The following is a 21974-nucleotide window of genomic DNA, read 5'->3' on the forward strand; positions in this document are numbered from 1 at the left end:
GACCCGCCGCACCGTCGTCGCGCGGGTCAGGCCACTGGAGTCGTGAAGCCGTAGACGCTCGCGCCGTTGTTGTCCTGGTCGGTCACGTGGATGACCTTGCCGTTGCCGCCACCCCGGTTGCCCTCGACCGAGCCGTAAGTGCCGTCGGTGTTGTCCGCGTACCACGACGTGACGATCCCGACGTGGTCGATGTCACCGTCGTGGTCCCAGTCGTACATCACCGCGTCGCCGCGGCGCGGGATGTAGGAACCCGCGCGGTGCCAGGTGCCCATAGCAACGCCGTAGGTCTTGAAGCTGGCCGCGAGACCGTTCAGGTGCTCGGTGTCTGCGCCGGCCCACTTGAAGATGTACTTCGCGAAGTCGGCGCACCAGTTGCGGCCCACCCAGCCGACCGAGGACCATTTCTCCTCATGGTCGCGGTACATGTATCCCGACGTCGCGTGATCGCAACTGCTCTCCGAGGTGGTGTAGCCACCAGCGGTGCTTTTCCAGTCGTTGCGGCTGTCGAACCAGAAACCCGTGTAGAAGTTGCACAGGCCGCCGCGGGCGGTCCGCCGGGCGATCACGCTGTCGCTGTCCGAGGTGACCCCTTGGTCGTACGCGGCCTTGCCGACCGCGACGCCCATCGAGCTGTCGACCACCGCGCTGGCCGCGCTCGTGAAGACGACACCGGAGGTGATAGTCATTGCCAAGCTCAGGCCGAGCCCGGTCAGCGCTCGTCGCGTCCGCGAGGGGACGCCGCCTCGATTCGCAATTCTGGAATTCATGCGCTTTCTCCCTTGTGGAGGGAGATGACCGCGATCCTCGCCGGTCAGCCCCGTTGATTCGGCAGGTGGGTTCCGCCTCCCGTCGGCCGCCGGCGGAAGGCGAGTCACAGCAGGGCGGACCGATATGTCCCGGTGCGCCGGCACACACTGGTCGGGCCTGGTGCTCATCAACAGCGTCGCAGGGACCCTGCGACGGTTCGCCTGGGGAATTGCTGAGGCCCCACGGTATGCAGGGCAAACCATGGAGCGGCTCGGCCTGTGGCCGGGCGACGAACCCCGCGCGTCACCACCACGACCTCGTCCGAATCCCCACCAGGACCACACCGCCAGGCTTGATCAAAGACGGAGGCTCACGCTTCCCGACCAGGCCACGCACCATCCGAGAGTTGATAAGGTGCTCGCGATCGTGCGAGCCTTCCGCGGTCGGGCGGGGGAGGTTGCACGGTGCAGGAGCTGCGGCTGCTCGGACCGGTGGAGGTCTGCGCCCACAACGGATTTGTCCACGCAGGCGAGCCGCGCCGCTTGGCAGTGCTGGCGGCTTTGACGGTCGACGCAGGTCGCGTGGTGTCCACGACAACTTTGATCGACCGGGTCTGGGGGGATAAGCCGCCTGGGCAGGCGACTAGAACGCTGGGCACCTACATCACCCGGATCCGTCGAGTGCTGGAACAGGCCTTCAGCGACTCGGCGGTGACCGTGATCAACCAACCGGGAGGCTACCGGTTGACGGTCAGGCACGATCAGGTCGACCTTTTTCGTTTTCGTGACCTGGTCGTTCAGGCTCGGGCGCCGTCCTGTACCCCTGAAAGGCGCGTCGACCTGCTGCGGCAGGCCGTGTCATTGCATCGTGGCGACCCGCTGACGGGGGTGGACGGGGCGTGGGCGATGCGCACTCGCGAGCATCTGACCGGGGAACTGTTGACGGCCCGAGCGGAATGGGCAGAGGCCGAGTTGGCTGTCGACAATGCGATGGCGGTGCTGGCGCCGCTATCTACGCTGGCCGACGCGAATCCCCTGGTAGAGCCACTGGTCGTGGCGTTGGTGCGGGCGCTGGTCGCGGCAGGCCGCCCGACCGAGGCGCTGGAACGGTGCCGCTTGCACCGGCAGCGTCTCGCCGACGGGTACGGCACCGACCCGAGCCCCCAACTGATGGCCCTCTATGAGACGGTCCTGCGCGCCGATCAGGAGCCAGTGGGTGCCACACCTGTGGAGCCGTCCGAGTTGCCGAGCGCTTGGGCGCTCAGAGAGCGGACATCCGCGCCGCCGGCCCCAGCGCTGCCTACGGCAGCGGTCGCCGTCGCGACGGAGCCCGTCGTTGTCGATGCCGGCTCGCGTATTGCCGGGGAATCCCGGGCTGCGACGTCGGGGGCCGATCGGCCTGTTCCTGTGACGTCGCGCCGGTGGCGCCGCCGACCCCTCATTGCCACCTGCGCCCTTTTCCTCACGCTCACCGTCGCGATTGGCGCCGTCGCCCTGTTTCGGCCCTCCGACCGATCCGCTGACAGTGGCTTCAGCGCTACAGAGGACTTTTCCGGCACACAGTTGACACCCATGCAATGGATCGCCCACGAAACCAAGCGGGAGAACGGATCGTCCTGGTCGCCGAGCATGGTAAAGGTCAGCGGCGGTGAGCTGCAGATCAGTGGCACGGGCCGCAGTCCGACCGGCAGAGGCAACATGGCCGGCTCAGTTTGCTGGTGTCTGGAAGGCGGAGTCAAGCGTACATACGGGGTGTGGGAAGTCCGGGCGAAGTTCGACGTCGGTACCGGGTACGCCCCGGTCATCGGGCTTTACTCGGATGTCGACCAGAACACCACGGGCTGGGGCTTTCTGACCCTGGCGCGGCTCGACGACGGCGAGCGCAGGACCATGTACCCGGTCGTGAGCGGCGCTGGAGGTCAGCCCATCGACGGCTCGCCGGTGGGTGGAGACTTCACCGCTTGGAACACGTACTCGATCGAATGGCGGGCTGATTTTGTCACCGTTTCCCTCAATGGGGCGGTCATCTTCGACACTCGCAAACTTCCCACACGGGTGGCTATCCCGACTGTCCCGATGTACCTGTACGTGCAGGTGATACCGGGACCCGAGGGCTCCGTGCCGGCGCCGAATCAGGAGACGCCGGGTCGCGCGACCACGTATGTGGACTGGGCCCGATACACGAGCTGATCGGATTTCGAGACCCGACTGGCCGGTGCATCCATGACGGACGCCCGGTGACGACTGCGCGGATCGACGTAACAGCCTGTGCTCAGGCGTTGCCGTCCACCTGAGCGGCTCACCGGGCCTCCGCGATCCGGCAGGCAAGCACAAAGCTCGACGCCGAGGCTCTCACCGAGCATCGCCGAGACGCTGTCGATGCGTGATCCGGCAGCCTTCCAGGACACGTCTGCCCTGTATGCCCAGCGCCTCAGCAAATCTACAGCCATTCCGCCGGAGTCGCCCTGCGACGCTGTGGATGCGGAACAAGCTGGGCCGGCAAGAGCAAGGGCAACGGGGGCATGTCGGTCGGCCCTTGTGACGACTACCTCGGTGCGCATTACGCAACGTGAGGCCAGCGCGGGCTGCCCCCACCAGCGTGAGTAAGCACGGCGGACACGAATCGCACCATCCCTTCATGCACTACAGGAGCTGCTTGATGTTTTCGCGTAAGGACCCGTCCGCCCAGAAGCCGCGACGGTGGTCTGCCAGACACGCAGTAGCCCCACTTTTGGCGATCGCCACGATGACGGCTGGCGTATCTCTCGGGAGTACGAGCCCGGCGGCCGCCGAAGGTGACGGCTATAAGGTGCCGAGCCGATCGGGTGCGGCGTGGGCCAGCGGAGTGTTCGTTCTCGGCTACGATCTCCCGCGCTTCGCCGCGTTCGGCGATTACCGGCAACGGCCCCTGGATGTCGTCTCCACATTCCCGCCGCGGGCAAATTGGGACGACTTCATCCAGCCAGGTCCTGCTTACTCGACCTTCACCGGACAGCCGTACACCGTGGTGTTTGGCATGCCGGCCATCCCCGAAGTAGAGGATGCGTCGATGGCCCAGTGCGCGGCCGGTGAATACCATGACAAATGGACGACGTTCGGTCACACCCTGACCGACGCCGGCCTGGGGTCCTCCATCATCCGCCTGGGCTGGGAGATGAACGGCTCCTGGTTCCGCTGGGGCGGCGATAAGGCCCACCCCGAGGACGCCCCACGGCACGCCCTCGAGTACAAGAACTGTTTCCGGCAAGTCGTCACGGCGGTCCATGAGGTCGCACCGGACCTGAAGTTCGACTGGAACGTCAACCGGGGACAGAGCGACGGCATCCCGGACACATCCGACCTGCAGAACGTGGCGTACCCGGGTGATGCATACGTCGACATCATCGGCGTCGACACCTACGACAGTTGGGTCGACTGGAACTGGGCGATCAACGACCCGGAGCAGGGCTTGAACGCGTGGCTCACATTCGCCAAGAAGCACGGCAAGAAGCTCTCCGTCCCCGAGTGGGGCCTCTACACCACGACGTTCGATGACGGCACGCCGGCACCCGGCCACGGCGACCAACCCGGCTACATCCAGCACATGTACGACTTCTTCAAGGACAACGCCGCCGACATCGCCTATGAGGCGTATTTCAGCAACCCCGGCAACGATGGCCGCAACTCGCTGTCCGACCCGGTCCAGATGCCCATGTCATCGGCAAAGTACCAGGAGCTGTACAAGAAGCCGTCCTTGGTCACGACGTCCATCCAGGACACCGCGCGGGGTTCCGGTGATGGCCAGGTGCAGTTCTCGGCGGGCTGGGGCCAGTGCACCACCACATGCGGCAGAGCGTCCGATGGCAGCTACGTATGGACCGCGACACCGGGATCGACGGCAACGGTGCGGTTCACCGGCAGCCGGCTGCGGTGGTTCGGGATGAAAGAGCCCTTCTCGGTGATCGCGACCGTCGCGATCGATGGTCGCGCCGCGGTGGACGTCGATCCGTACGCCGCGACGGCCAGCGCCAGCAGTCAGCAGTTGTACGTCTCCCCGACCTTGTCCCAGGGCGCTCACACCGCGGTGATCACCATGACCAACCGGCGGAACCCGGCATCCACCGGGGGCAGCTCCATCACCTTCGACCGCGCCGACGTGGATTGATGCCATGGCCGCAAACGTCGGACGGTTTATGTGCACCGCCGCACCGCCCACGGCGACGAGACGCCGACCGGCGGCTTCACCCTGCAGGGCATCTCCGACGACGGCCGGAGCGTGGTGCTCGGCATGAAGCCCCGCGACCCCCACCAGGTCCGTACCGGCTTTCGGCTGGTCGACACAGTCACCGGGAAGAACGTCGAGCTTCCCAAGGGCGTCAAGGTCGCCAACCTCATGTCGACCGAGATCCATCTTGTGAGTGAAGGCCGCAGGCTGAGTGGAGGACGGCGTGGGCGCGGCACTTCCGCGGCCACGCCACCCACCCAAGATCGAGCTGGTGGCAGCGGACCCGTGACCCGGCTACTGCTCGTCGAGCAGGTCGTGCAGCTCACGCAACGCTTCGCGGAGCCGGTCGGCAAACGTGTACATCATGTCGGCTACCGGGCGCGGGGTGCTGAGGTACAGGTTGAACCGGTCCGGCAGCAGCACGTACGCGATCCCGATGCAGCGGCTGCTGGTGGCGCCGAATCCGAAGTAGCGGATGCTGGCCGACGGCGCCGAGCTGGTGCTCAGGTAGTCGTCGCGCATCGTGAGCCATCCCGGCGTCTCGTACAGCCGGGGGGACTCGGGCACGCCGAGCGCGGCTCCACGCCGCTTCTGGATCAGTTGCAGCTCCCACAGGTGCTGCTCCGGTGCCGCACCGGCCTGGCACTGCTTCGCCCGTTCGACATGCTTGTCCGCCGCGGCCCGGAACGCCGCTCGCCGCTCGTCGGGTGACGCGGCGGGGTCGTCGATCGTGGAGACGAACCTCAGCACCTCGGGGGTGACGACGCGCATCGCCTCGGTGCGGCCCCGACGGTACTGGCGGGTGGCGATGGACTCGTACGTAGCACCGATGAATCCCTTGGCCCGCTTGTGTGCGAGCTGGTATGCCATCTGCACGAACGCGTCCGGCGACATCCGCAGCCGCTTGACCTCGTCCACCCCGAACTCGTCGAAGGGCAGGGTGACGGTGGCGGTGTCCGCGCCGTATTGGGCGAACGACCGTGCCGCGGCGGCAATGTCGGACCGCAGCGCGTCGTCGAGCACGAACGTGACCGGCTCGATCGCCGGCACCCCCTGCGCCGCCGCACCCGACTGCGCGGCGTGCTCCTCAGGAGACTGGGCGAGCATCGCGTCGGCGAAGCTGAGGATGGTGGTGCCGTCCAAACCGCAGTGCTCGACGTTGATGCCGGCCGTGCCGTCGGCGAATACGATGAGCGACACCGCCTTGTCGAACCACCGGTTACCGCTGTCGCCGTGCAGCAAATGGTCGCAGGCCGCCAGGTCGTCGGCCGGCGTCAGGTCCTCCAGGCACACGCAGAACAACGCCGTCTCGATGGTGTTCAGCGCCGCCGCGTTACCGGGATCCAGGGCCGCCAGCCCGTCCCTGGCCGCCGCCCAGTCGGCCCGGGCCATCGTGGTGAGATGACCGACCGCAGTGTCCGTCGTGGCCCGCGCGGCACCGGCCTTCTGCACCTCACGCAGGCCGGCCGCCAGATCGTCGAGGGAGTACGGGCGCCCGTCCGGACCGACCACGTTCATCCGGAACGCGTTGCCGCGCTGGAACACGACGATGTGCCGCGCCGTTGACGGGCCCGGCATCTCGTCGCTGTACGGCGCTCGGACGGTGTCCTGCACCGGCCCCGGGATGCGGGTGGTCGAGAACAGGAACCTGTGCTGCTCCATCGACAACGGCTGCCCGCGTGTGACGATCGGCGGGATGCGCTCGTCGTCGAGCTGGGTCTTGTAGTTCACGGCGGCGGCGACGAGCCCCGCCGCGCGCTCCACCTGCGGCTCGGCGAACCCGTGCAACGGGGTTTCGCGTAGCAGGAAGACGAAGTTGGCGTTCAACGCGATCCGGTCCCGGCGACCGAGATAGCGCGCCGGCCAGAACGCGTCCAGCCAGCTGTGCGTGGCCGGATCCGCGTTGTACCGCATCAGATCGGCGTGCAACTTCGGCCCCGGGCCGTCGGCCCGCGCGAACTCCCGCACCGCGGCCTCGGTGTCGGCGAACTCTTCCTCCGTCAGCAGCGGCACAGTCCACTCGAGGAACCGGGCGCAGGTGTCCTCCAAAGCGGGCAGAGGCACCCGCGGCAGGTTGTCCTCATTTTCGAACGTGCTCACTCGGTCACCTGGAATTCGCTGCTCATCGGGCGGCCTGCTGGGTCATCGACTCGTCGACGTCGAAGGTCAAGGGGTCGGGAATACCGACAGGCCGGGAAACGTAGAGCTGAGCGTACAACCAGCCGTCGGTCTCCAGACCCTCCGGATCAACGCCGGCGGCGGACATCGTCTCCAGCACCTGCCGCTGTTCCCGGTCGGACACGAAACGGCGCTGCCGGAACGTCCCGTCCACCCGCACCGTCTCGTACCCGAGGGCCGCGAGGCTGTCGGCGATCGGCTCGAACGGGAACATTCGCAGCACGAAATGCGCCATCCACGGCCGCCGGTCCCGGCGGGAGCCGGCCACGCGCACGAGCGTCCGGCCCGTGACGTAGCCGAGGCATCCGGTGGAGATCACGATGTCGGCATCGGCGAACAGGGCGCGCTGCCTCGCCGTGGGTTCGCGCGCCTCCAAATCGGCCTGCACGACATCGTCGAGGAACCCGGCCGCCGATGCGTACTCCAGCGCCGGCCGGGACACGTCCAGCCCCACGAACCGGGCCGGGGACACGTGCGACCGGACCAGCTCACGATCGCTGTCCAGCAGCGCTTGCCGGGTGCACTCGGTGCCGGCGTAGCGGTCGTAAAGGTCGTCCATGGTGGTGTCGCAGCGCAGCAGCGCCGCGTTGACGCCGTAGGAGCAACCGACGTCGACGACGGTCGGGACGTCCACCTGCCGCGATTGGCTGTATTGCCCGATGATGCGCTGGAAATAGGGCTTGGCGAGTTGGGGAATGCAATAGTCGAGCTCACGCAGGGTGGTGAAATAGGCGCGGGGATCGGTTTGCGTGTAGATGCCGTCGAGGGAAAGTTTTCCGGTCCGGTCGAAACGCACGGGGGCGGCTCCTCGCGATTATTAGTCCAGCAACTGGTCGACCCGCACGGCATTGCGCTCGGCGTCGAGGTGCGCGGGCAGGACCCGCCCGAACAGCTGCCTGGTACGGACGACGCTGCCCATCAGGCCGGGACGTTCGGAGTAGGCGAAGATCGCTGAGTGCCGGGCGGTGGCGCCGCGCACCGCGCTCACCCGGTGCAGCGCATACCGGCCCTTGAACAGCTGGAGATCACCGGGGCGCAGGGTCAGGGCTCGCACCGGCGAGCGGTCGGCGCCGGTGAGCACCGAATGGACGGCGCCGAGGTTTTCCGCGCCCGCCGAACGGATGTTCGGACAGTACTCGAAGACGCCCCCCTCCTCCGGCTCCTGGGTCAGCATGCTGACGGTGAACTCGTTGGTGTCGAAGTGCCACGGGTGCTCCATGCCGGGCTGCACCACGTTGAGCACCAGGCCGGACAGCGGGTCGGCGAGCTCGTGCAGCTCCGGTAGTTCGAAGCAGGCGGCGACGAAGCGCACGAAAGACGGGTCGGTGTAGAGCCGGTGGATGACACTGTCGGTGGGGATCCGGTCGCGCGGGACGAACGCGTTGCCGCGCTGCATGACGATGCGGCCCGGGTGATCGGCCGGCAGGTCGTCGTCGAACGCGATGTTGTAGACGTTGGTCTCCTCGACGTCGTAGTACGCCAGCGGGGCCACCCCGGCGCCTTCCCGCCGCAGCGCCTCCCGGCTGCCCGGCAGAATGAACTCCGGCAGCACGCTGCACCCGAGTTCGCGCAGTTCGGTGCGCGCTCGGGAAACGACGCGGTTCCATGCGTCGCTTCCCGGTTCGGCCACCGGATAGCGCGCGGCGTCCACAATATTCATTCGGACAGGTCACTCCTTCAATGGTGGCGACATGAAGAATGGGGAATCCTAACAAGATTCTTCGGCGCATAGCCCCATGCCGGTTACATTGTTCACAGCATCGCGGCCGGAGGCGGCCCGCTGGACCGGCCCAACCATCGGTAAGCCGCCAGGGGCGCCGCGACCGCGACGGTGCCCACTCAGCACCTCGGCAGCTGACTCTTGATCGGCCGGCTGCTCGGAGAGCGCCGATCCGTCGGACAGAGCACGCGTCGCGCGAGTTCGGCACGTACGCCACGACGCTCGCAGGACTCTCGCGGCGTGGCGCGCTGCAGCTGTCGCACCGGCCGTGTCGGGAATGCGTCCGTCAGGGGCTGGCCGCCAGGAACAGGAATACGGCGAGCAGGCCTATGTGGATGCCGCCCTGCAGGACGTTCGCGCGTCCCGGCACCACCGTCAGCGTCCCGACCACCACGGTCAGCGCGAGCAGGACCGTCTGCGTACCGCCCAGGCCGAGCAGCAGCGGACCGTCCAACCAGATCATGGCCACCGCGATCACCGGGATGGTCAGGCCGATGCTGGCCATGGCCGAGCCCAGGGCCAGGTTGAGGCTGGTCTGCATCCGGTCACGGGCCGCCGCGCGGACCGCCGCGATCGTCTCCGGCAGCAGGACGAGCAGCGCGATCACGACCCCGACCACCGCCTGCGGCAGGCCCGCGCCCGCCACGGCCTTCTCGATCGACGGGGACACCCCCTTGGCCAGGCCGACCACCGCCACCAGGGCGACCAGCAGCAGGCCGAGGCTGGCGAGGGCCGCGCGGGTGGTGGGCGGGTCGAGGTGCTCCTCGCCGTCGATCACCTCGCCGGCGGTGGTGATGGGCAGGAAGTAGTCGCGGTGCCGACGCGTCTGGACCAGCACGAAAAGCAGGTAGAGCCCGAGCGAGGCGACCGCCGCGAAGGCGAGCTGGGCGGGCGAGAACTGGGGACCCGGGCGGCTGGTCGTGAAGCTCGGCAGGACCAGGCTCAGCGCGGCGATCGTGGCGACGGCCGCCAGGGCTCCGCCCGTACCCTCGGAATTGAAGACCGCGATGCGGCGACGGACCGCGCCCACCAGCAGCGACAGGCCGAGGATGCCGTTGCAGGTGATCATCACGGCGGCGAAGACGGTGTCCCGCGCCAGCGCCTGGGCCTTCTCGCCGCCGCTGATCATCAGCGTGACGATGAGGGCCACCTCGATGACGGTCACCGCGACCGCGAGCACCAGCGAGCCGAACGGCTCGCCGACCTTGTGGGCGACGACCTCGGCGTGGTGCACGGCGGCGAGCACGGCACCGGCGAGCAGCAGCGCGCTGACCACGACCACAGGCGGTGGCAGGTTGCGGCCCCAGGTCAGGACCAGCAGGACGACGGCGACGACCGGCACGGAGGTCGTCCACTTGATCTTCGCTCGCATTCTTCCACCCTGTCAGAGCTCGGGAGTCACCGCTCGGGACCGGCCTCCCGGGCCCGCACGATCGCCTCGGCACGGCCCGGCCCTCTCCTTCCCGGCGTGCTTGGTGCGTTTCCCCCGCCACGCCGGGGAATGATGGATGCATGGCATACGTCTCGACGTCGGGCGAATTCAGCCGCGACCAGCGCTACATCGCCACCCGGATCACCGCCGACGGCCGCGACGGCTACCCGGTCGAGCCGGGCCGCTACCGCCTCGTGGTGAGCCGCGCCTGCCCGTGGGCCAACCGCGCGATCATCGTCCGGCGACTCCTGGGCCTCGAGGACGTCCTGTCGATGGGCGTCGCCGGGCCGACCCACGACGAGCGGAGCTGGACCTTCGACCTGGACCCCGGCGGCCGCGATCCGGTGCTCGGCATCGAGCGCCTGCAGGAGGCCTTCTTCAAGCGGTACCCGGACTACGACAAGGGCATCACGGTGCCGGCGATCGTCGACGTGCCGACCGGCCAGGTGGTGACGAACGACTTCGCGCAGATCACCATCGACATGTCCCTCGAATGGACGGAGCACCACCGCGAGGGCGCGCCGAAGCTGTACCCGCCGAACCTGCGGGACCAGATCGACACGATCAACAAGGCGGTCTTCGCGGACGTGAACAACGGCGTCTACCGCGCCGGCTTCGCGGGCTCGCAGGAGGCGTACGAGAAGGCGTACCACCGGCTCTTCGAGCGGCTGGACCAGGTGTCGGAACTCCTGAGCGAGCAGCGCTACCTGGTCGGGGACACCATCACCGAGGCGGACGTACGGCTGTTCACGACACTGGTGCGGTTCGACGCGGTGTACAACGGCCACTTCAAGTGCAACCGGAGCAAGCTGAGCGAGATGCCGGTGCTGTGGGCGTACGCGCGGGACCTGTTCCAGACGCCGGGGTTCGGGGACACGATCGATTTCGTGCACATCAAGCGGCACTACTACGAGGTGCATCGCGACATCAATCCGACGGGGATCGTGCCGGCCGGGCCGGAGCCGGCGGGGTGGTTGAGCGAGCACGGCCGCGAGGAGCTGGGTGGGCGGCCCTTCGGTGACGGGACGCCGCCGCCGCCGCCGAAAGCGGGCGAGGCGGTGGCGGCCGGCCACGGGGCTTGATCACTGTTCGCGCGGGCCCCGGGCTGCCGGAACGTTCGCGACGACGCGCTTCAGCGGAGGTCGGCGTTCTCGACGATGTGCGTCGGGAATCCCGTACGGGCCGCCCGCAGCATCGCCCGTCCCAGCCGGTCGGTGGTCGTCGCGTACCGGGGCGCATACCGGATGATCAACGGCGTCATCGGCGCGATCAGGTTGTAGATCACCCGGTACAGGCGCGTGCGGGAGGTCGCTCCGTACGTGGGCTGGATGAAGCCGGGGCGGAAGCCGTACCCGTTGGCGAAGATCTTGATGACCTCCAGCTCGGTCCGGCCCTTGACGCGCGACCACATCGATCGGCCGTCGGGGTCGGTGCCGGCTCCCGAGACGTACACGAAGGTCATGTCCGGGTTGTGCTTCGCCAGGATGCGTGCGGCGGCTACCGGGTAGTCGTGCGAGATGCGGGTGTAGGTCATCTCGTCCACGCCGACCGAGGAGATGCCGAGGCAGTAGAAGCAGGCGTCGTAGCCCTCGAGGCGGTCCTCGATCGGCGTGAGGTCGCCGAGATCGCCGAGCGTGACCTCGGTCAGTTTCGGGTGCTGTACGCCCGTCGGCCTGCGCCCCGGCGAGAGCACCTGGACGACGTCCTGCGCCAGCAGGGCTTCCCGGAGCACGCCCTGGCCGACCATGCCGGTCGCGCCGAAGATGATGACCTTCATCGCCCGCCCTCCTCGCCCCGCGATCACGGTAGCCGACCGCCCGCACCGGCGTGACCTGCGCCGTCACCCGGACGACCGAAAACGTCGTACCCGGCTTCTACAGTGCTCCGGTGTCCGTTGAACGCTGGTCCACCGCCCAGGTCACCGCCGTCGCGCCCGACGCCGGTTCGCTCAAGGGTGCCCGCAGCGTCGCCTCGCCCGGCAAGTGGCAGGCGACCGGCCTGTTCGACGACGTGTTGTGGGGGCTGTGCAGGGGCAGCGGCAGGATTCCCTACCAGGTGTGCGTGGATCTGTCCGCTCCTGCGTACAAGTGCTCCTGCCCGAGCCGCAAGTTCCCCTGCAAGCATTCCCTGGGCCTCCTCCTCATGTGGGCCGAGGGCACCGCGCCCGGCCCCGACACCGACCCGCCCGCGTTCGTCGCCGAGTGGCAGGCGGGCCGGGCCGCGCGGGCCGCCCGGGCCGCCACGCCGCGGTCGGCCGGGCCGGTGGATCCCGAGTCGGCCCGTAAGCGGGCCCGGCAGCGCGAGGAGCGGGTCGCCGCGGGCATGGCCGAGCTGTCCCGATGGCTCGACGACCAGATCCAGCAGGGCCTGGCGGGTGCCGAGCGGGCGGGTTTCGCGCCCTTCGAGACCATGGCCGCCCGGCTCGTCGACGCGCAGGCGCCCGCCGCCGCCTCCGCCGTACGCCGTCTCGGTGGTGTCGCGGGCATCGGGCCGCAGTGGGCCGACCGGCTGCTGGGCGACCTGGCGATGCTGCGCCTGCTGGTCACCGGTCACGAGCGGCTCGGCACGTTGAGCCCGGCACTGGCCGCCACCGTCCGTACCCGTATCGGTTTCTCGGTCTCCACCGAGGACGTGCTCGCGACGCCACCGGTGCACGACCATTGGCAGGTGCTCGGCCGGACGGACAGCGACGACGGCACGATCACCACACGGCGCACGTGGCTGCGGGGCGTGGACAGTGGACGGTTCGCCCTCCATCTGTCCTTCGCCGCCCCCGGGCAGACCCTGGCGGCGGATCTCGTTCCCGGCACCTCCTTCGACGGCGACCTGTGTTTCTATCCCGGCGCCGCACCGCTGCGCGCGCTCGTCAGGGATCGGCAGGGGACTCCGCGTCCGCTCGGCTCGCCCAGCGGCGCCACGACCATGCGGGACGCGCTGCGCGGCTGGGCGGGCGTCCTCGCCGCCGAGCCGTGGCGTCTGGACGCCCCCGTGCTCCTCGACGGCGTGGCGCCGAGCCCCGACGGTTTCCTCACCGACACCGGCGGCGACTCCCTTCCGCTCGCTTCCGGCCATCGCGAGCCGTGGTGGTTGCTGGCCGCCGCCGGCGGGGCGCCCGCGACGGTCGCCGCCGAGTGGTCGCCCGCCGGCCTGCGACCGCTCGCCGCCTGGGTGGGCGGCCGGTTCGTGCCCGCCGCTCCCCCGATCCCGGACGGCGGCAGCCCGCGATCGCCCGAGCTCCCACCGGCGCTGCTCGCCTCGGCTCTGGTGGGCACCGCCCGGCGCCCCTTCACCACCTCCACCGTGGAGGTGGGCGACCGCCCGCTGCATGTCGGGGCCGGTGCCTCGCTTCTCGACGCCGCCGCAGCCGCACTGCTCTACCGCCGGGCGGGCACCACACCCTCCACCACGCATCCCCCGGTCGAGGCCGCACCCGCCGAGGTCGACCCGCCGCTGCCGGCCGCGGCGGGCGCACGGCTGCTGCGGTTGCTGACCGACGGCGGCGCGCCCGGCGGCACCCAGCAAGCTCAGGAGCTGCTCACGCAGTGGCTGGCAGCGGCCGCCGCGCGTGGCGGCCACGTCCCGCCCGAATCGTTGCCGGCCCTGCTCGACGCGGGCCGCCGCAACAGCATCGTGCGTCCCTCGATCGGCCGGGTTGCCGGCGAGCGCGGCCGGTGGCTGTCCACCCTCCGGCCGGACTGGCGGTGGTTGCGCGACGAGGCACCGGGCGCGACCGTCGCGGACGACCCGGCGATCTGGGACACGGGTACGGGCGGAGAGCGCCTCGCCCACCTCACGCGCCTGCGCGGCACCGACCCCGCCGCCGCGCTGGCCCTGTTGCGGAGCACCTGGCCCAGCGAGGCGCCGGAGGACCGGGCCCGGTTCGTCGGCGCCCTGGCCGTCGGGCTGTCCGCGGCCGACGACGCCTTCCTCGACAGCGCCCTCGACGACCGGCGCAAGGAGGTCCGCGAGGCCGCCTTGGACCTGCTGCAACGGCTGCCCGGCTCGGGCCTCGGCCGGCGGATGGCCGGGCGCGCGCTGGCCGCCGTCACGCTCGAGCGCCGCACCCTGGGGCGGGACCGGGTCGCCGTCGTGCCGCCCGCGGAGCTCACCGCCGAGCTGCGCCGCGACGGGGTGTCGGCCCAGCCGTCGCGGGGCACCGGGGTGCAGGCCTGGCTGCTCGAGGAAATCATCGCCGGCACCCCACTGGCCACCTGGACCGAGGCGTTCGGCCGCGGCCCCGCGGCCGTCGTCGACCTCGCCCGCGGCAACGACTGGGAGACCGCCCTGCTGCACGGCTGGGCCAAGGCGGCGATCACCCAGGGCGACTCGGCGTGGGCCTCCGCCCTCGTGCGCAACGATGCCCGGGAGAGTGCGGCCGGGCTGCGCGAGGCGGTCCGCTGGGACCTGCACCTGCTGCTCCCCCCGGCCGACCTGGCCCGGATCGCGGCCGACTTCCTGCGCCGCGAGGACCATCTCGCGCACCGGCTGCTCGCCGTGCACCCCGGTGTCTGGCCGGACGAGCTCGCCGTCGCGGTGGTCGAGACGATCGCGCACCGCGCCCGTACGGACCGGCACAGCTGGCAGCTCGCCGAGTTGTGCCGCGCCGCCGCGACCGCCATGCCGCCCACGTACGCGACGGTCGTCGCCGGACTGGCCGCCCAGCTCGACCACGACGCCGCCGACGCGGCCCGGATCCGGCCCGTCGCCGAACTGGCCCGCACCCTCACCTTCCGCCACGAGATGCTCCAGGAGTTGAAGTGACCGACCGCACCGAACCGCGCTTCCCTGCGTCCGACGACCGCCGGGACGGTGAGGGCCAGGAGGGCACGCCGGGCGACCGCAGGACCGCTCTGCGCCCGCACGCCGAGGAGCAGTACTCCGACGAGCTGGCGCTGCTCGCCGCGTCCGACGACCGCCCCCGGCCGCCGGGCTGGCGCCTGTCCCCGCACGCGGTGGTGACCTACCTGCTCGGCGACGGCGCGAAGATCACCCCGAAGTACGTGGGCCCGCGCCGGCTCATGGAGGTGGCGGTGTCCACCCTGGTCACCGACCGCGCCCTGCTGCTGCTCGGCGTGCCGGGAACGGCCAAGACGTGGGTGTCGGAACACCTCGCCGCCGCCGTGAGCGGCGACTCCACCCAGCTCGTGCAGGGCACGGCGGGCACGACCGAGGAGGCGATCCGGTACGGCTGGAACTACGCCCGCCTGCTGGCCGAGGGCCCGAGCGAGGCGGCCCTGACCGCGAGCCCCGTCATGCGCGCCATGCAGACCGGGACGATCGCCCGTATCGAGGAGCTGACCCGGATGCCCTCCGACGTGCAGGACGCGCTGATCACCATCCTGTCGGAGAAGACGCTGCCGGTGCCCGAACTCAACACCGAGGTCCAGGCCCGCCGCGGCTTCAACCTCATCGCCACGGCGAACGACCGTGACCGGGGCGTCAACGAACTGTCGAGCGCCCTGCGCCGGAGGTTCAACACGGTCGTCCTGCCGATGCCCGCCTCCGCCGACGACGAGGTGGAGATCGTGGCCCGCCGCGTCGCGCAGCTGGGCCGCTCCCTCGACCTGCCGGAGGTGCCCGCCGCACTGGAGGAGATCAGGCGCGTGGTGACGATCTTCCGCGAGCTGCGCAACGGCATGACCGAGGACGGCCGGACCAAGCTGAAGTCCCCGACCGGCACCCTGTCGACCGCCGAGGCCATCTCCGTGATCACCAGCGGCATGGCGCTGGCGGCCCACTTCGGCGACGGCCACCTGCACGCGAGCGACGTGGCGGCGGGCCTCCTCGGCGCGGTCGTCAAGGACCCGGTCTCCGACACCGTGGTCTGGCGCGAATACCTGGAAACGGTCGTCCGCGAACGCACCGATTGGCGCGACTTCTACCGAGCGGCCCGCGATGCCTGAACGGCTCTACGGCATCCGGCACCACGGCCCGGGCTCGGCCCGGGCGGTGGTCCAGGAGCTCGACCGGCAGCGCCCCACCGTGCTGCTGGTCGAGGGGCCGCCGGAGGCCGACGACCTCGTACGCTGGGTGGCCGACCCGGGCCTCGAACCCCCGGTCGCGCTGCTCGGCTATGCGACGGACGACCCCCGCCGGTCGGCATTCTGGCCGTTCGCGGTCTTCTCGCCGGAATGGCAGGCGATCCGGTGGGCGGTGGGCAACGACGTACCGGTCCGGTTCTTCGACCTGCCCTACGCGTATCGCGTGACCGCCAGCCGACCGCCAGAAACGCCGGGCGGCGCGGAGCCGGACGGCGCGGACGTGGACACGGGCGAGGGCGCGGGCGACGCCGGGCGGAGAAAGCGGATGCGGCCCGTCGATCCCATCGGGGAGCTGGCCCGAGCCGCCGGCTACGACGATCCCGAACGATGGTGGGAGGACGTCGTCGAGCACCGCGGCATGCCCGCCTTCGAGGCGATCGCCGAGGCCATGGCCGCGATCCGGGAAACGTCCCCCGAGGACCCCGAGGACCTGCTCCGCGAGGCCTACATGCGCACCGTCCTGCGCGAGGTACGGCGTACCCACGACAACATCGCCGTCGTCTGCGGCGCGTGGCACGTGCCCGCGCTCGGCCGCAAGGTCACCGCGAAGGAGGACGCCGCCCTGCTCAAGGGGCGCAAGAAGGCGAAGGTGGCGTTCACGTGGGTGCCGTGGACGTACGGGCGGCTCGCTTCGTGGTCGGGGTACGGCGCCGGGGTGCGGTCGCCCGGCTGGTACCACCACCTCTTCACCGCCGGGGGTGACGTCGTGCCGCGGTGGCTCGTCGACGCGGCCGGGGTGCTTCGCGGCGAGGGTGTGCCGACCTCGTCCGCCCACGTCATCGAGGCGACCCGGCTGGCCGAGGCGCTCGCTGCGCTGCGGGGGCGGCCGCTTGCCGGGCTCGCCGAGGTGACCGAGGCCGCCGAGGCCGTCCTGTGCGACGGTGAGCCGTTGCGGGCCGAGCTCATCGGGCGGCGGCTGGTCGTCGGCGAGCGGCTCGGGGGCGTTCCGGACGAGATGCCCGCCGTACCGCTGGCCCGGGACCTCGCCGCGCAGCAGCGGGCCGTACGCCTCAAGCCGGAGGCCCTGGAACGGGTCCTGGAGCTGGACCTGCGCCGCGACATCGACCGGGGGCGCAGCCGGCTGTTGCACCGGATGCGCGCGATCGGCGTGCCGTGGGGTGAGCCGGATACCGCCCGGCGTGGCACCGGCACCTTCCGGGAGCAGTGGCGGCTGCGGTGGTTGCCCGACTTCGCGGTGCAGCTCGTCGAGGGCAGCATGTACGGCACCACGGTCGTCGCGGCGGCCACCACGAAGGTCACCGACGCGGCCCGGGAGGCGGCCACGCTCGGTGACGTGACCGCGCTGGTCGAGGTCTGCCTTCTCGCCGAGCTGGGGGACGCGTTTCCGCCGGTGCTCGCCGCGCTGGACACCCGGGCCGCGCTCGACTCGGACATCGGTCACCTCATGGCCGCGATTCCCGCGCTGGCTCGGACATTGCGCTACGGCGACGTGCGGCAGACCGATGTCTCCGGGCTCGCCACGGTGACCGCGAGCCTGCTCACGCGGGTGTGCGCCGGGCTGCCGGCCGCGGTCGGCTCGCTGTCCGACGAGGCGGCCCGGGAACTGCGCGGGTACGTGGACGGTGTGCACCAGGCGGTCGGCCTGCTCGACGACGAGGAGTTGCGGGAACGCTGGCTCGGCGCGCTGGACTCGGTGGCCCGGCGTCCCGGACTGCACGGGCTGCTCGCCGGGCGGCTGACCCGGCTGCTGCTCGACGCCGGGCGGCTCGGCAGCGCCGAGGTACGCCGGCGCCTGCGGTTGCCGCTGACCGTCGGCACCGCGCCCGCGCACGGCGCCGCGTGGGTGGAGGGGTTTCTGGCGGGTGGCGGGCTGCTGCTCGTGCATGACGACGCGCTTCTCGAGCTGATCGACGAGTGGCTGGCCGACATCCCGGCGGATGCCTTCGGCGACGTGCTGCCGCTGCTCCGGCGGACGTTCGGCGCCTTCGCCACGGGCGAGCGCCGGGCCATCGGGGAACGGGTCGCCGGCGGGCCGGGGCTCGCGCAGGCGGAGCCGCTCGTGCTCGACCACGAGTCGGCGGCGCGGGTGCTGCCGACGCTGAGCGTACTGCTGGGCAGGGAGATCGGATGACGGACATGGACGATCCCGGGCAGCGCGAGCGGCTGCGCCGGTGGCGGCTCGTGCTGGGCGGTCCCGCGGACGAGTCTCTGGGTACGGCGGAAGGGCGCGACGCCCGCATGGACGCGGCCCTGGCGGCCCTCTACGACGGCGGCGAGGACGAGGAGGGCAGGCGCAGTTCGCGGTCGGCCGGCCTCGGCGGCTCGGCGCCCAAGGTGGCGCGCTGGCTCGGCGACATCCGCGAGTATTTCCCGAGCACGGTCGTGCAGGTGATGCAGGCCGACGCCATCGAACGCCTCGACCTGACGCGCCTGCTGCTGGAGCCGGAGATGCTCGCCGCGGTCGAGCCGGACGTCCATCTGGTCGGCACGCTGCTCTCCCTCAACCGCGTGATGCCCGAGCGCACGAAGGACGCGGCTCGCGAGGTCGTCCGCAAGGTGGTGACCGAGCTCGAGCAGCGCATCAGCCAGAAGACCCGCGCGGCCGTCAGCGGCGCCCTCAATCGGGCCGCCCGGATCAACCGGCCGAGACCCGCGGACATCGACTGGGACCGGACCATCCGCGCCAACCTCAAGCACTACCAACCGGCACATCGGACGGTCGTGCCGGAACGCCTGGTCGGTTACGGCCGCCGCGCGACCGCGATCCATCGCGACGTGGTGCTCTGCGTCGACCAGTCCGGCTCGATGGCGGCCTCGGTGGTGTTCTCCGGGGTGTTCGCGGCCGTGCTCGCCTCGATGCGGTCCCTGAAGACCTCCCTGGTCGTCTTCGACACCGCGGTGGTCGACCTCACCGATCAGCTGAGCGACCCGGTCGAGGTCCTGTTCGGCACCCAGCTGGGCGGCGGCACCGACATCAACCGCGCGATCGCCTACGGCCAGCAGCTGATCACCCGGCCGCGGGACAGCATCTTCGTGCTCATCAGCGACCTGTACGAGGGTGGCGTCCGGGAGCAGATGCTGCGCCGGGTGGCGGAGATGACCGCGGCGGGAGTGCAGGTGGTGGTCCTGCTCGCCCTGTCGGACGAGGGCGCGCCGGCATACGACCACGACAACGCGGCGGCGCTGGCGGCCCTGGGCGTGCCGGCGTTCGCCTGCACGCCGGACGCATTCCCGGAGCTGATGGCCGCGGCCATCGAGCGCCGAGACCTGATGGCTTTCGCGCAACGGTTGGGACTGAGCTGATGCTTACGACGCGACGGGGGCTTCCAGCACGATCGCCGTCAGTACGATGCCGTCCGCCACCAGGAACCGGCCCTGCAGCTGCGGGAACGGCCCCGGCCGCAGCAACCGCGCCGTGAACGTGGCCGTTTCCGGGTGGAAGGTCAGTGACGCCTCCTCGAACCCCAGCCACTCGCCCGTACGGGGGAACCACACCTTGTACACCGACTCCTTGGCGCTGAACAGCAGCCGTTCCCACCACGTCCCGGGCCGCGCCTGGGACAGGGCGGTCAGGTGCTCGCGTTCCTCCGGGAGTGACACCAGGTCGAGCACCCCCGCCGGCAGCGGCCCGTGTTCCTCGGCGTCGATGCCCACGCCGGTCACCTCGTGGGCCGGGGCCACCGCCGCCGCCCGGTAACCGGTGCAGTGGGTCATGCTGCCGACGATGCCCGCGGGCCAGAGCGGCTCGCCGCGGTCGCCGCGCAGGAGCGGGCCGGGGGGAACGCCGAGCGACGCCAGCGCCGAGCGGGCGCAGTGCCGGACCGTCGTGAACTCGGCTCGTCGTTTGGCCACCGCCCTGGCCACCAGCGGGACCTCTTCCGGGAACAGGGTGGCCGACGGCGGGTCCTCGCGGGCGTACGCCGACCGCACCGACGGCGGCAGGATGCGCTCGATCATGTCGCGAGGAAGCGGAGGATCGCGTCGTTGACCGCCTCGGGCCGCTCCAGATAGCCGAAGTGGCCGGTGCCGGGGATCTCCTCGTAGGCCGCGCCGGGGATCGCCGCCGCCAGCTCCCGGCCGCGGGCAGGCGGGGCCACCAGGTCGTCGGCGAACGAGAGCACGAGGGTCGGCACTCCGATTTTCTCGTACGCGCCGCGCCGGTCGGTGTCCACAGTGATGTCCATCTGCGCTCGCAGTCCCGGGTCCTTCCAAGCCGTGGGCGACATCTCGAGGATGTCCAGCCAGTCCTGTGCCTCGTCCGGGTCGGCGAGGGTCTGGGGCGAGAGATTTTGCAGCGCCCGGACGACCGCGTCGTACACCGGCGGCAGCGACACCCCGGAGTCCGCCAGCTCCCGTTCCGCCGCCGCGAGGGCGCGCGACAGCGGATCCGGTCGCGCCCGGGACGCCAGCAGGACCGCTCGGACCGCCAGCTCCGGGCGTACGAGAAGAAGCTCTTGAATGATCAGTGACCCCATCGACGTGCCCACCAGGCGGCACGGGCCGCCCGCCACCCGCTCGATCAGCGCGGCCGTGTCGGCGATCAGGTCGGCGAGGGTGAGGCCGGGCCGCGCGTCCCGGTGGTCCGGGGTGATCACCCGGTAGCCGGCCGCGACCAGCGCCGGCACCTGGTGCAGCGACCAGGTGCGGCCGCGTGCGCCGGTGCCCGGGACGAGCAGGACGGGTGGCCCGCTGCCGGACTCCTCGTAGTGGAGGGTGACGCCACCGGCGACGATCGAGGGCATGGCCGGAACCTTACCGGCCGATAATGGTCCGATGGGGTCCCCGATCCGCCGCATGGTCGCCGCGCTGCCGGGCGCGCCGGGTGTCTATCGCTTCCGGGACGGCACGGGCCGGGTCCTGTACGTCGGCCGGGCCACCGAGCTGCGGGCGCGAGTGGCCTCGTACTGGGGCGATTTGGGCGACCGGCGGCACCTCGCCCGCATGGTCGCGCGGATCGCGGCCGTCGAAGCGGTGTCCTGTGATTCGGTTCACGAAGCTGCCTGGCTGGAACGCAACCTGCTCGAGGAGCGCCTGCCCCGGTGGAACCGCACGCCCGGCGGCCAGGAGGTTCCCGCCTACCTGCTGCTCGACCGGCGGCGCGCGACGGCCGGGGTTCGCATGGTGCACGAGCCCGGGACGCCGGTGCCGGGGGTGACGGTCTTCGGGCCGTACCTGGGTGGGCTGCGGGCCCGGCAGGCGATCGCCGCGCTGCACCGGGTGCATCCTCTCGCGTACACGAGGAGCGGCCTGACCGGCGCCGAGCGTGACCTGGCCGCGCAGCGCGGGATCATCGGGGCCGACCGGGAGGGACTGGCCGAGGCCGTCGCGACGGTCCTGCGCCGCGAGCCGCTCGCGGTCGCGAGCGCCACGACCACCCTTGCGGGGGTACGCGACAGAGCAGCCGGCGCCCTCGCGTTCGAACTCGCCGCAAGGATCCAGGACGAGCTGCGAGCCCTCGCGTGGGTGACCGCGCCGCAGCGGGTCACCACGGGCGAGCCGGGCGACTTCGCGGTGCAGGGCTGGGCCGACGGCGTCCTGGTCTCGTTCGCGATGTGCGACGGGCGGCTGCGTACCTGGACCCAGCGCCGGACCTCCCGCCCGGCGGCGCCGGCACCGCCGGACTGGGCGGTGTTCGCCCGTCGCAACGCCGAACTCGCCGCAACCCTGGCTAGGCTTCACGGGTGACGATCGC

Annotated in this window: 16 protein-coding genes; 8 read left to right on the top strand and 8 right to left on the bottom strand. The window is 70.9% G+C overall.

All coding sequences use genetic code 11. The features are described from left to right. Window positions 1-26 precede the first annotated feature (26 nt). Window positions 27-686 carry a CHAP domain-containing protein gene (locus tag AB0368_RS15545; RefSeq protein ID WP_366154522.1) on the bottom strand — a complete coding sequence of 220 codons (660 nt, stop codon included), beginning with the start codon at window positions 684-686 and terminating at the stop codon, window positions 27-29. 525 nt (window positions 687-1211) lie between these two features. Here AB0368_RS15545 and AB0368_RS15550 point away from each other — a divergent pair. Continuing rightward, the gene (locus tag AB0368_RS15550; RefSeq protein WP_366154523.1) at window positions 1212-2936 is read left to right on the top strand and encodes a BTAD domain-containing putative transcriptional regulator; all 1725 of its coding nucleotides are present in this window, start codon (window positions 1212-1214) and stop codon (window positions 2934-2936) included. Between the two features lie 541 nt (window positions 2937-3477). After that, complete coding sequence (locus AB0368_RS15555) at window positions 3478-4890, top strand: glycosyl hydrolase (protein ID WP_366154524.1); 1413 nt, start codon at window positions 3478-3480, stop codon at window positions 4888-4890. A 354-nt stretch (window positions 4891-5244) separates the two neighbouring features. Here AB0368_RS15555 and AB0368_RS15560 read toward each other — a convergent pair whose 3' ends face one another. From AB0368_RS15560 to AB0368_RS15575, 4 genes are all read right to left on the bottom strand, one after another. Next, window positions 5245-7050, bottom strand: coding sequence for a choline/carnitine O-acyltransferase (locus tag AB0368_RS15560; RefSeq protein WP_366154525.1), 1806 nt, complete (start codon window positions 7048-7050; stop codon window positions 5245-5247). A gap of 22 nt (window positions 7051-7072) precedes the next feature. Then, window positions 7073-7924 carry a class I SAM-dependent methyltransferase gene (locus AB0368_RS15565; RefSeq protein ID WP_366154526.1) on the bottom strand — a complete coding sequence of 284 codons (852 nt, stop codon included), beginning with the start codon at window positions 7922-7924 and terminating at the stop codon, window positions 7073-7075. Window positions 7925-7945: 21 nt separating this feature from the next. Next, on the bottom strand, window positions 7946-8788 hold the full coding sequence (locus AB0368_RS15570) for an arpA protein (protein ID WP_366154527.1): 843 nt from the start codon (window positions 8786-8788) through the stop codon (window positions 7946-7948). A gap of 346 nt (window positions 8789-9134) precedes the next feature. Then, window positions 9135-10220 carry an ionic transporter y4hA gene (locus tag AB0368_RS15575; protein WP_366154528.1) on the bottom strand — a complete coding sequence of 362 codons (1086 nt, stop codon included), beginning with the start codon at window positions 10218-10220 and terminating at the stop codon, window positions 9135-9137. Between the two features lie 140 nt (window positions 10221-10360). Here AB0368_RS15575 and AB0368_RS15580 point away from each other — a divergent pair, with 140 nt between their 5' ends. Continuing rightward, entirely contained in the window at window positions 10361-11362 is a 1002-nt protein-coding gene (locus AB0368_RS15580; RefSeq protein ID WP_366154529.1) for a glutathione S-transferase C-terminal domain-containing protein, read from the top strand. 50 nt (window positions 11363-11412) lie between these two features. On the opposite strand, the gene AB0368_RS15585 is transcribed toward AB0368_RS15580, so the two are convergent. Then, entirely contained in the window at window positions 11413-12057 is a 645-nt protein-coding gene (locus AB0368_RS15585) for an NAD-dependent epimerase/dehydratase family protein (RefSeq protein ID WP_366154530.1), read from the bottom strand. Window positions 12058-12167: 110 nt separating this feature from the next. Here AB0368_RS15585 and AB0368_RS15590 point away from each other — a divergent pair, with 110 nt between their 5' ends. From AB0368_RS15590 to AB0368_RS15605, 4 genes are read left to right on the top strand one after another with little or no spacing between them, the layout of a single operon-like run. Continuing rightward, on the top strand, window positions 12168-15041 hold the full coding sequence (locus tag AB0368_RS15590) for a DUF5691 domain-containing protein (RefSeq protein WP_366154531.1): 2874 nt from the start codon (window positions 12168-12170) through the stop codon (window positions 15039-15041). Then, window positions 15038-16183, top strand: a complete 1146-nt coding sequence (locus tag AB0368_RS15595) for an AAA family ATPase (protein WP_366154532.1) — start codon at window positions 15038-15040, stop codon at window positions 16181-16183. Before AB0368_RS15590 ends, AB0368_RS15595 begins: the two co-directional genes overlap by 4 nt. After that, a complete protein-coding gene (locus AB0368_RS15600; RefSeq protein WP_366154533.1) occupies window positions 16176-18413 on the top strand; it encodes a DUF5682 family protein in 2238 nt (745 codons plus the stop codon). Before AB0368_RS15595 ends, AB0368_RS15600 begins: the two co-directional genes overlap by 8 nt. After that, window positions 18410-19585: a VWA domain-containing protein gene (locus AB0368_RS15605; protein WP_366154534.1), complete on the top strand. Its 1176-nt coding sequence runs from the start codon at window positions 18410-18412 to the stop codon at window positions 19583-19585. The genes AB0368_RS15600 and AB0368_RS15605 overlap by 4 nt, the downstream gene beginning before the upstream one ends. A gap of 3 nt (window positions 19586-19588) precedes the next feature. On the opposite strand, the gene AB0368_RS15610 is transcribed toward AB0368_RS15605, so the two are convergent. Both AB0368_RS15610 and AB0368_RS15615 read right to left on the bottom strand, forming a co-directional pair. Next, on the bottom strand, window positions 19589-20239 hold the full coding sequence (locus AB0368_RS15610) for a 4'-phosphopantetheinyl transferase superfamily protein (RefSeq protein WP_366154535.1): 651 nt from the start codon (window positions 20237-20239) through the stop codon (window positions 19589-19591). Further along, entirely contained in the window at window positions 20236-21024 is a 789-nt protein-coding gene (locus AB0368_RS15615; protein ID WP_366154536.1) for an alpha/beta hydrolase, read from the bottom strand. The genes AB0368_RS15610 and AB0368_RS15615 overlap by 4 nt, the downstream gene beginning before the upstream one ends. A gap of 31 nt (window positions 21025-21055) precedes the next feature. On the opposite strand from AB0368_RS15615, the gene AB0368_RS15620 reads away from it, so the two are divergent. After that, complete coding sequence (locus tag AB0368_RS15620; protein WP_366154537.1) at window positions 21056-21967, top strand: hypothetical protein; 912 nt, start codon at window positions 21056-21058, stop codon at window positions 21965-21967. Window positions 21968-21974: the final 7 nt, after the last annotated feature.

It is taken from the genome of Actinoplanes sp. NPDC051475, assembly GCF_040689425.1.
Lineage (GTDB): Bacteria > Actinomycetota > Actinomycetes > Mycobacteriales > Micromonosporaceae > Actinoplanes.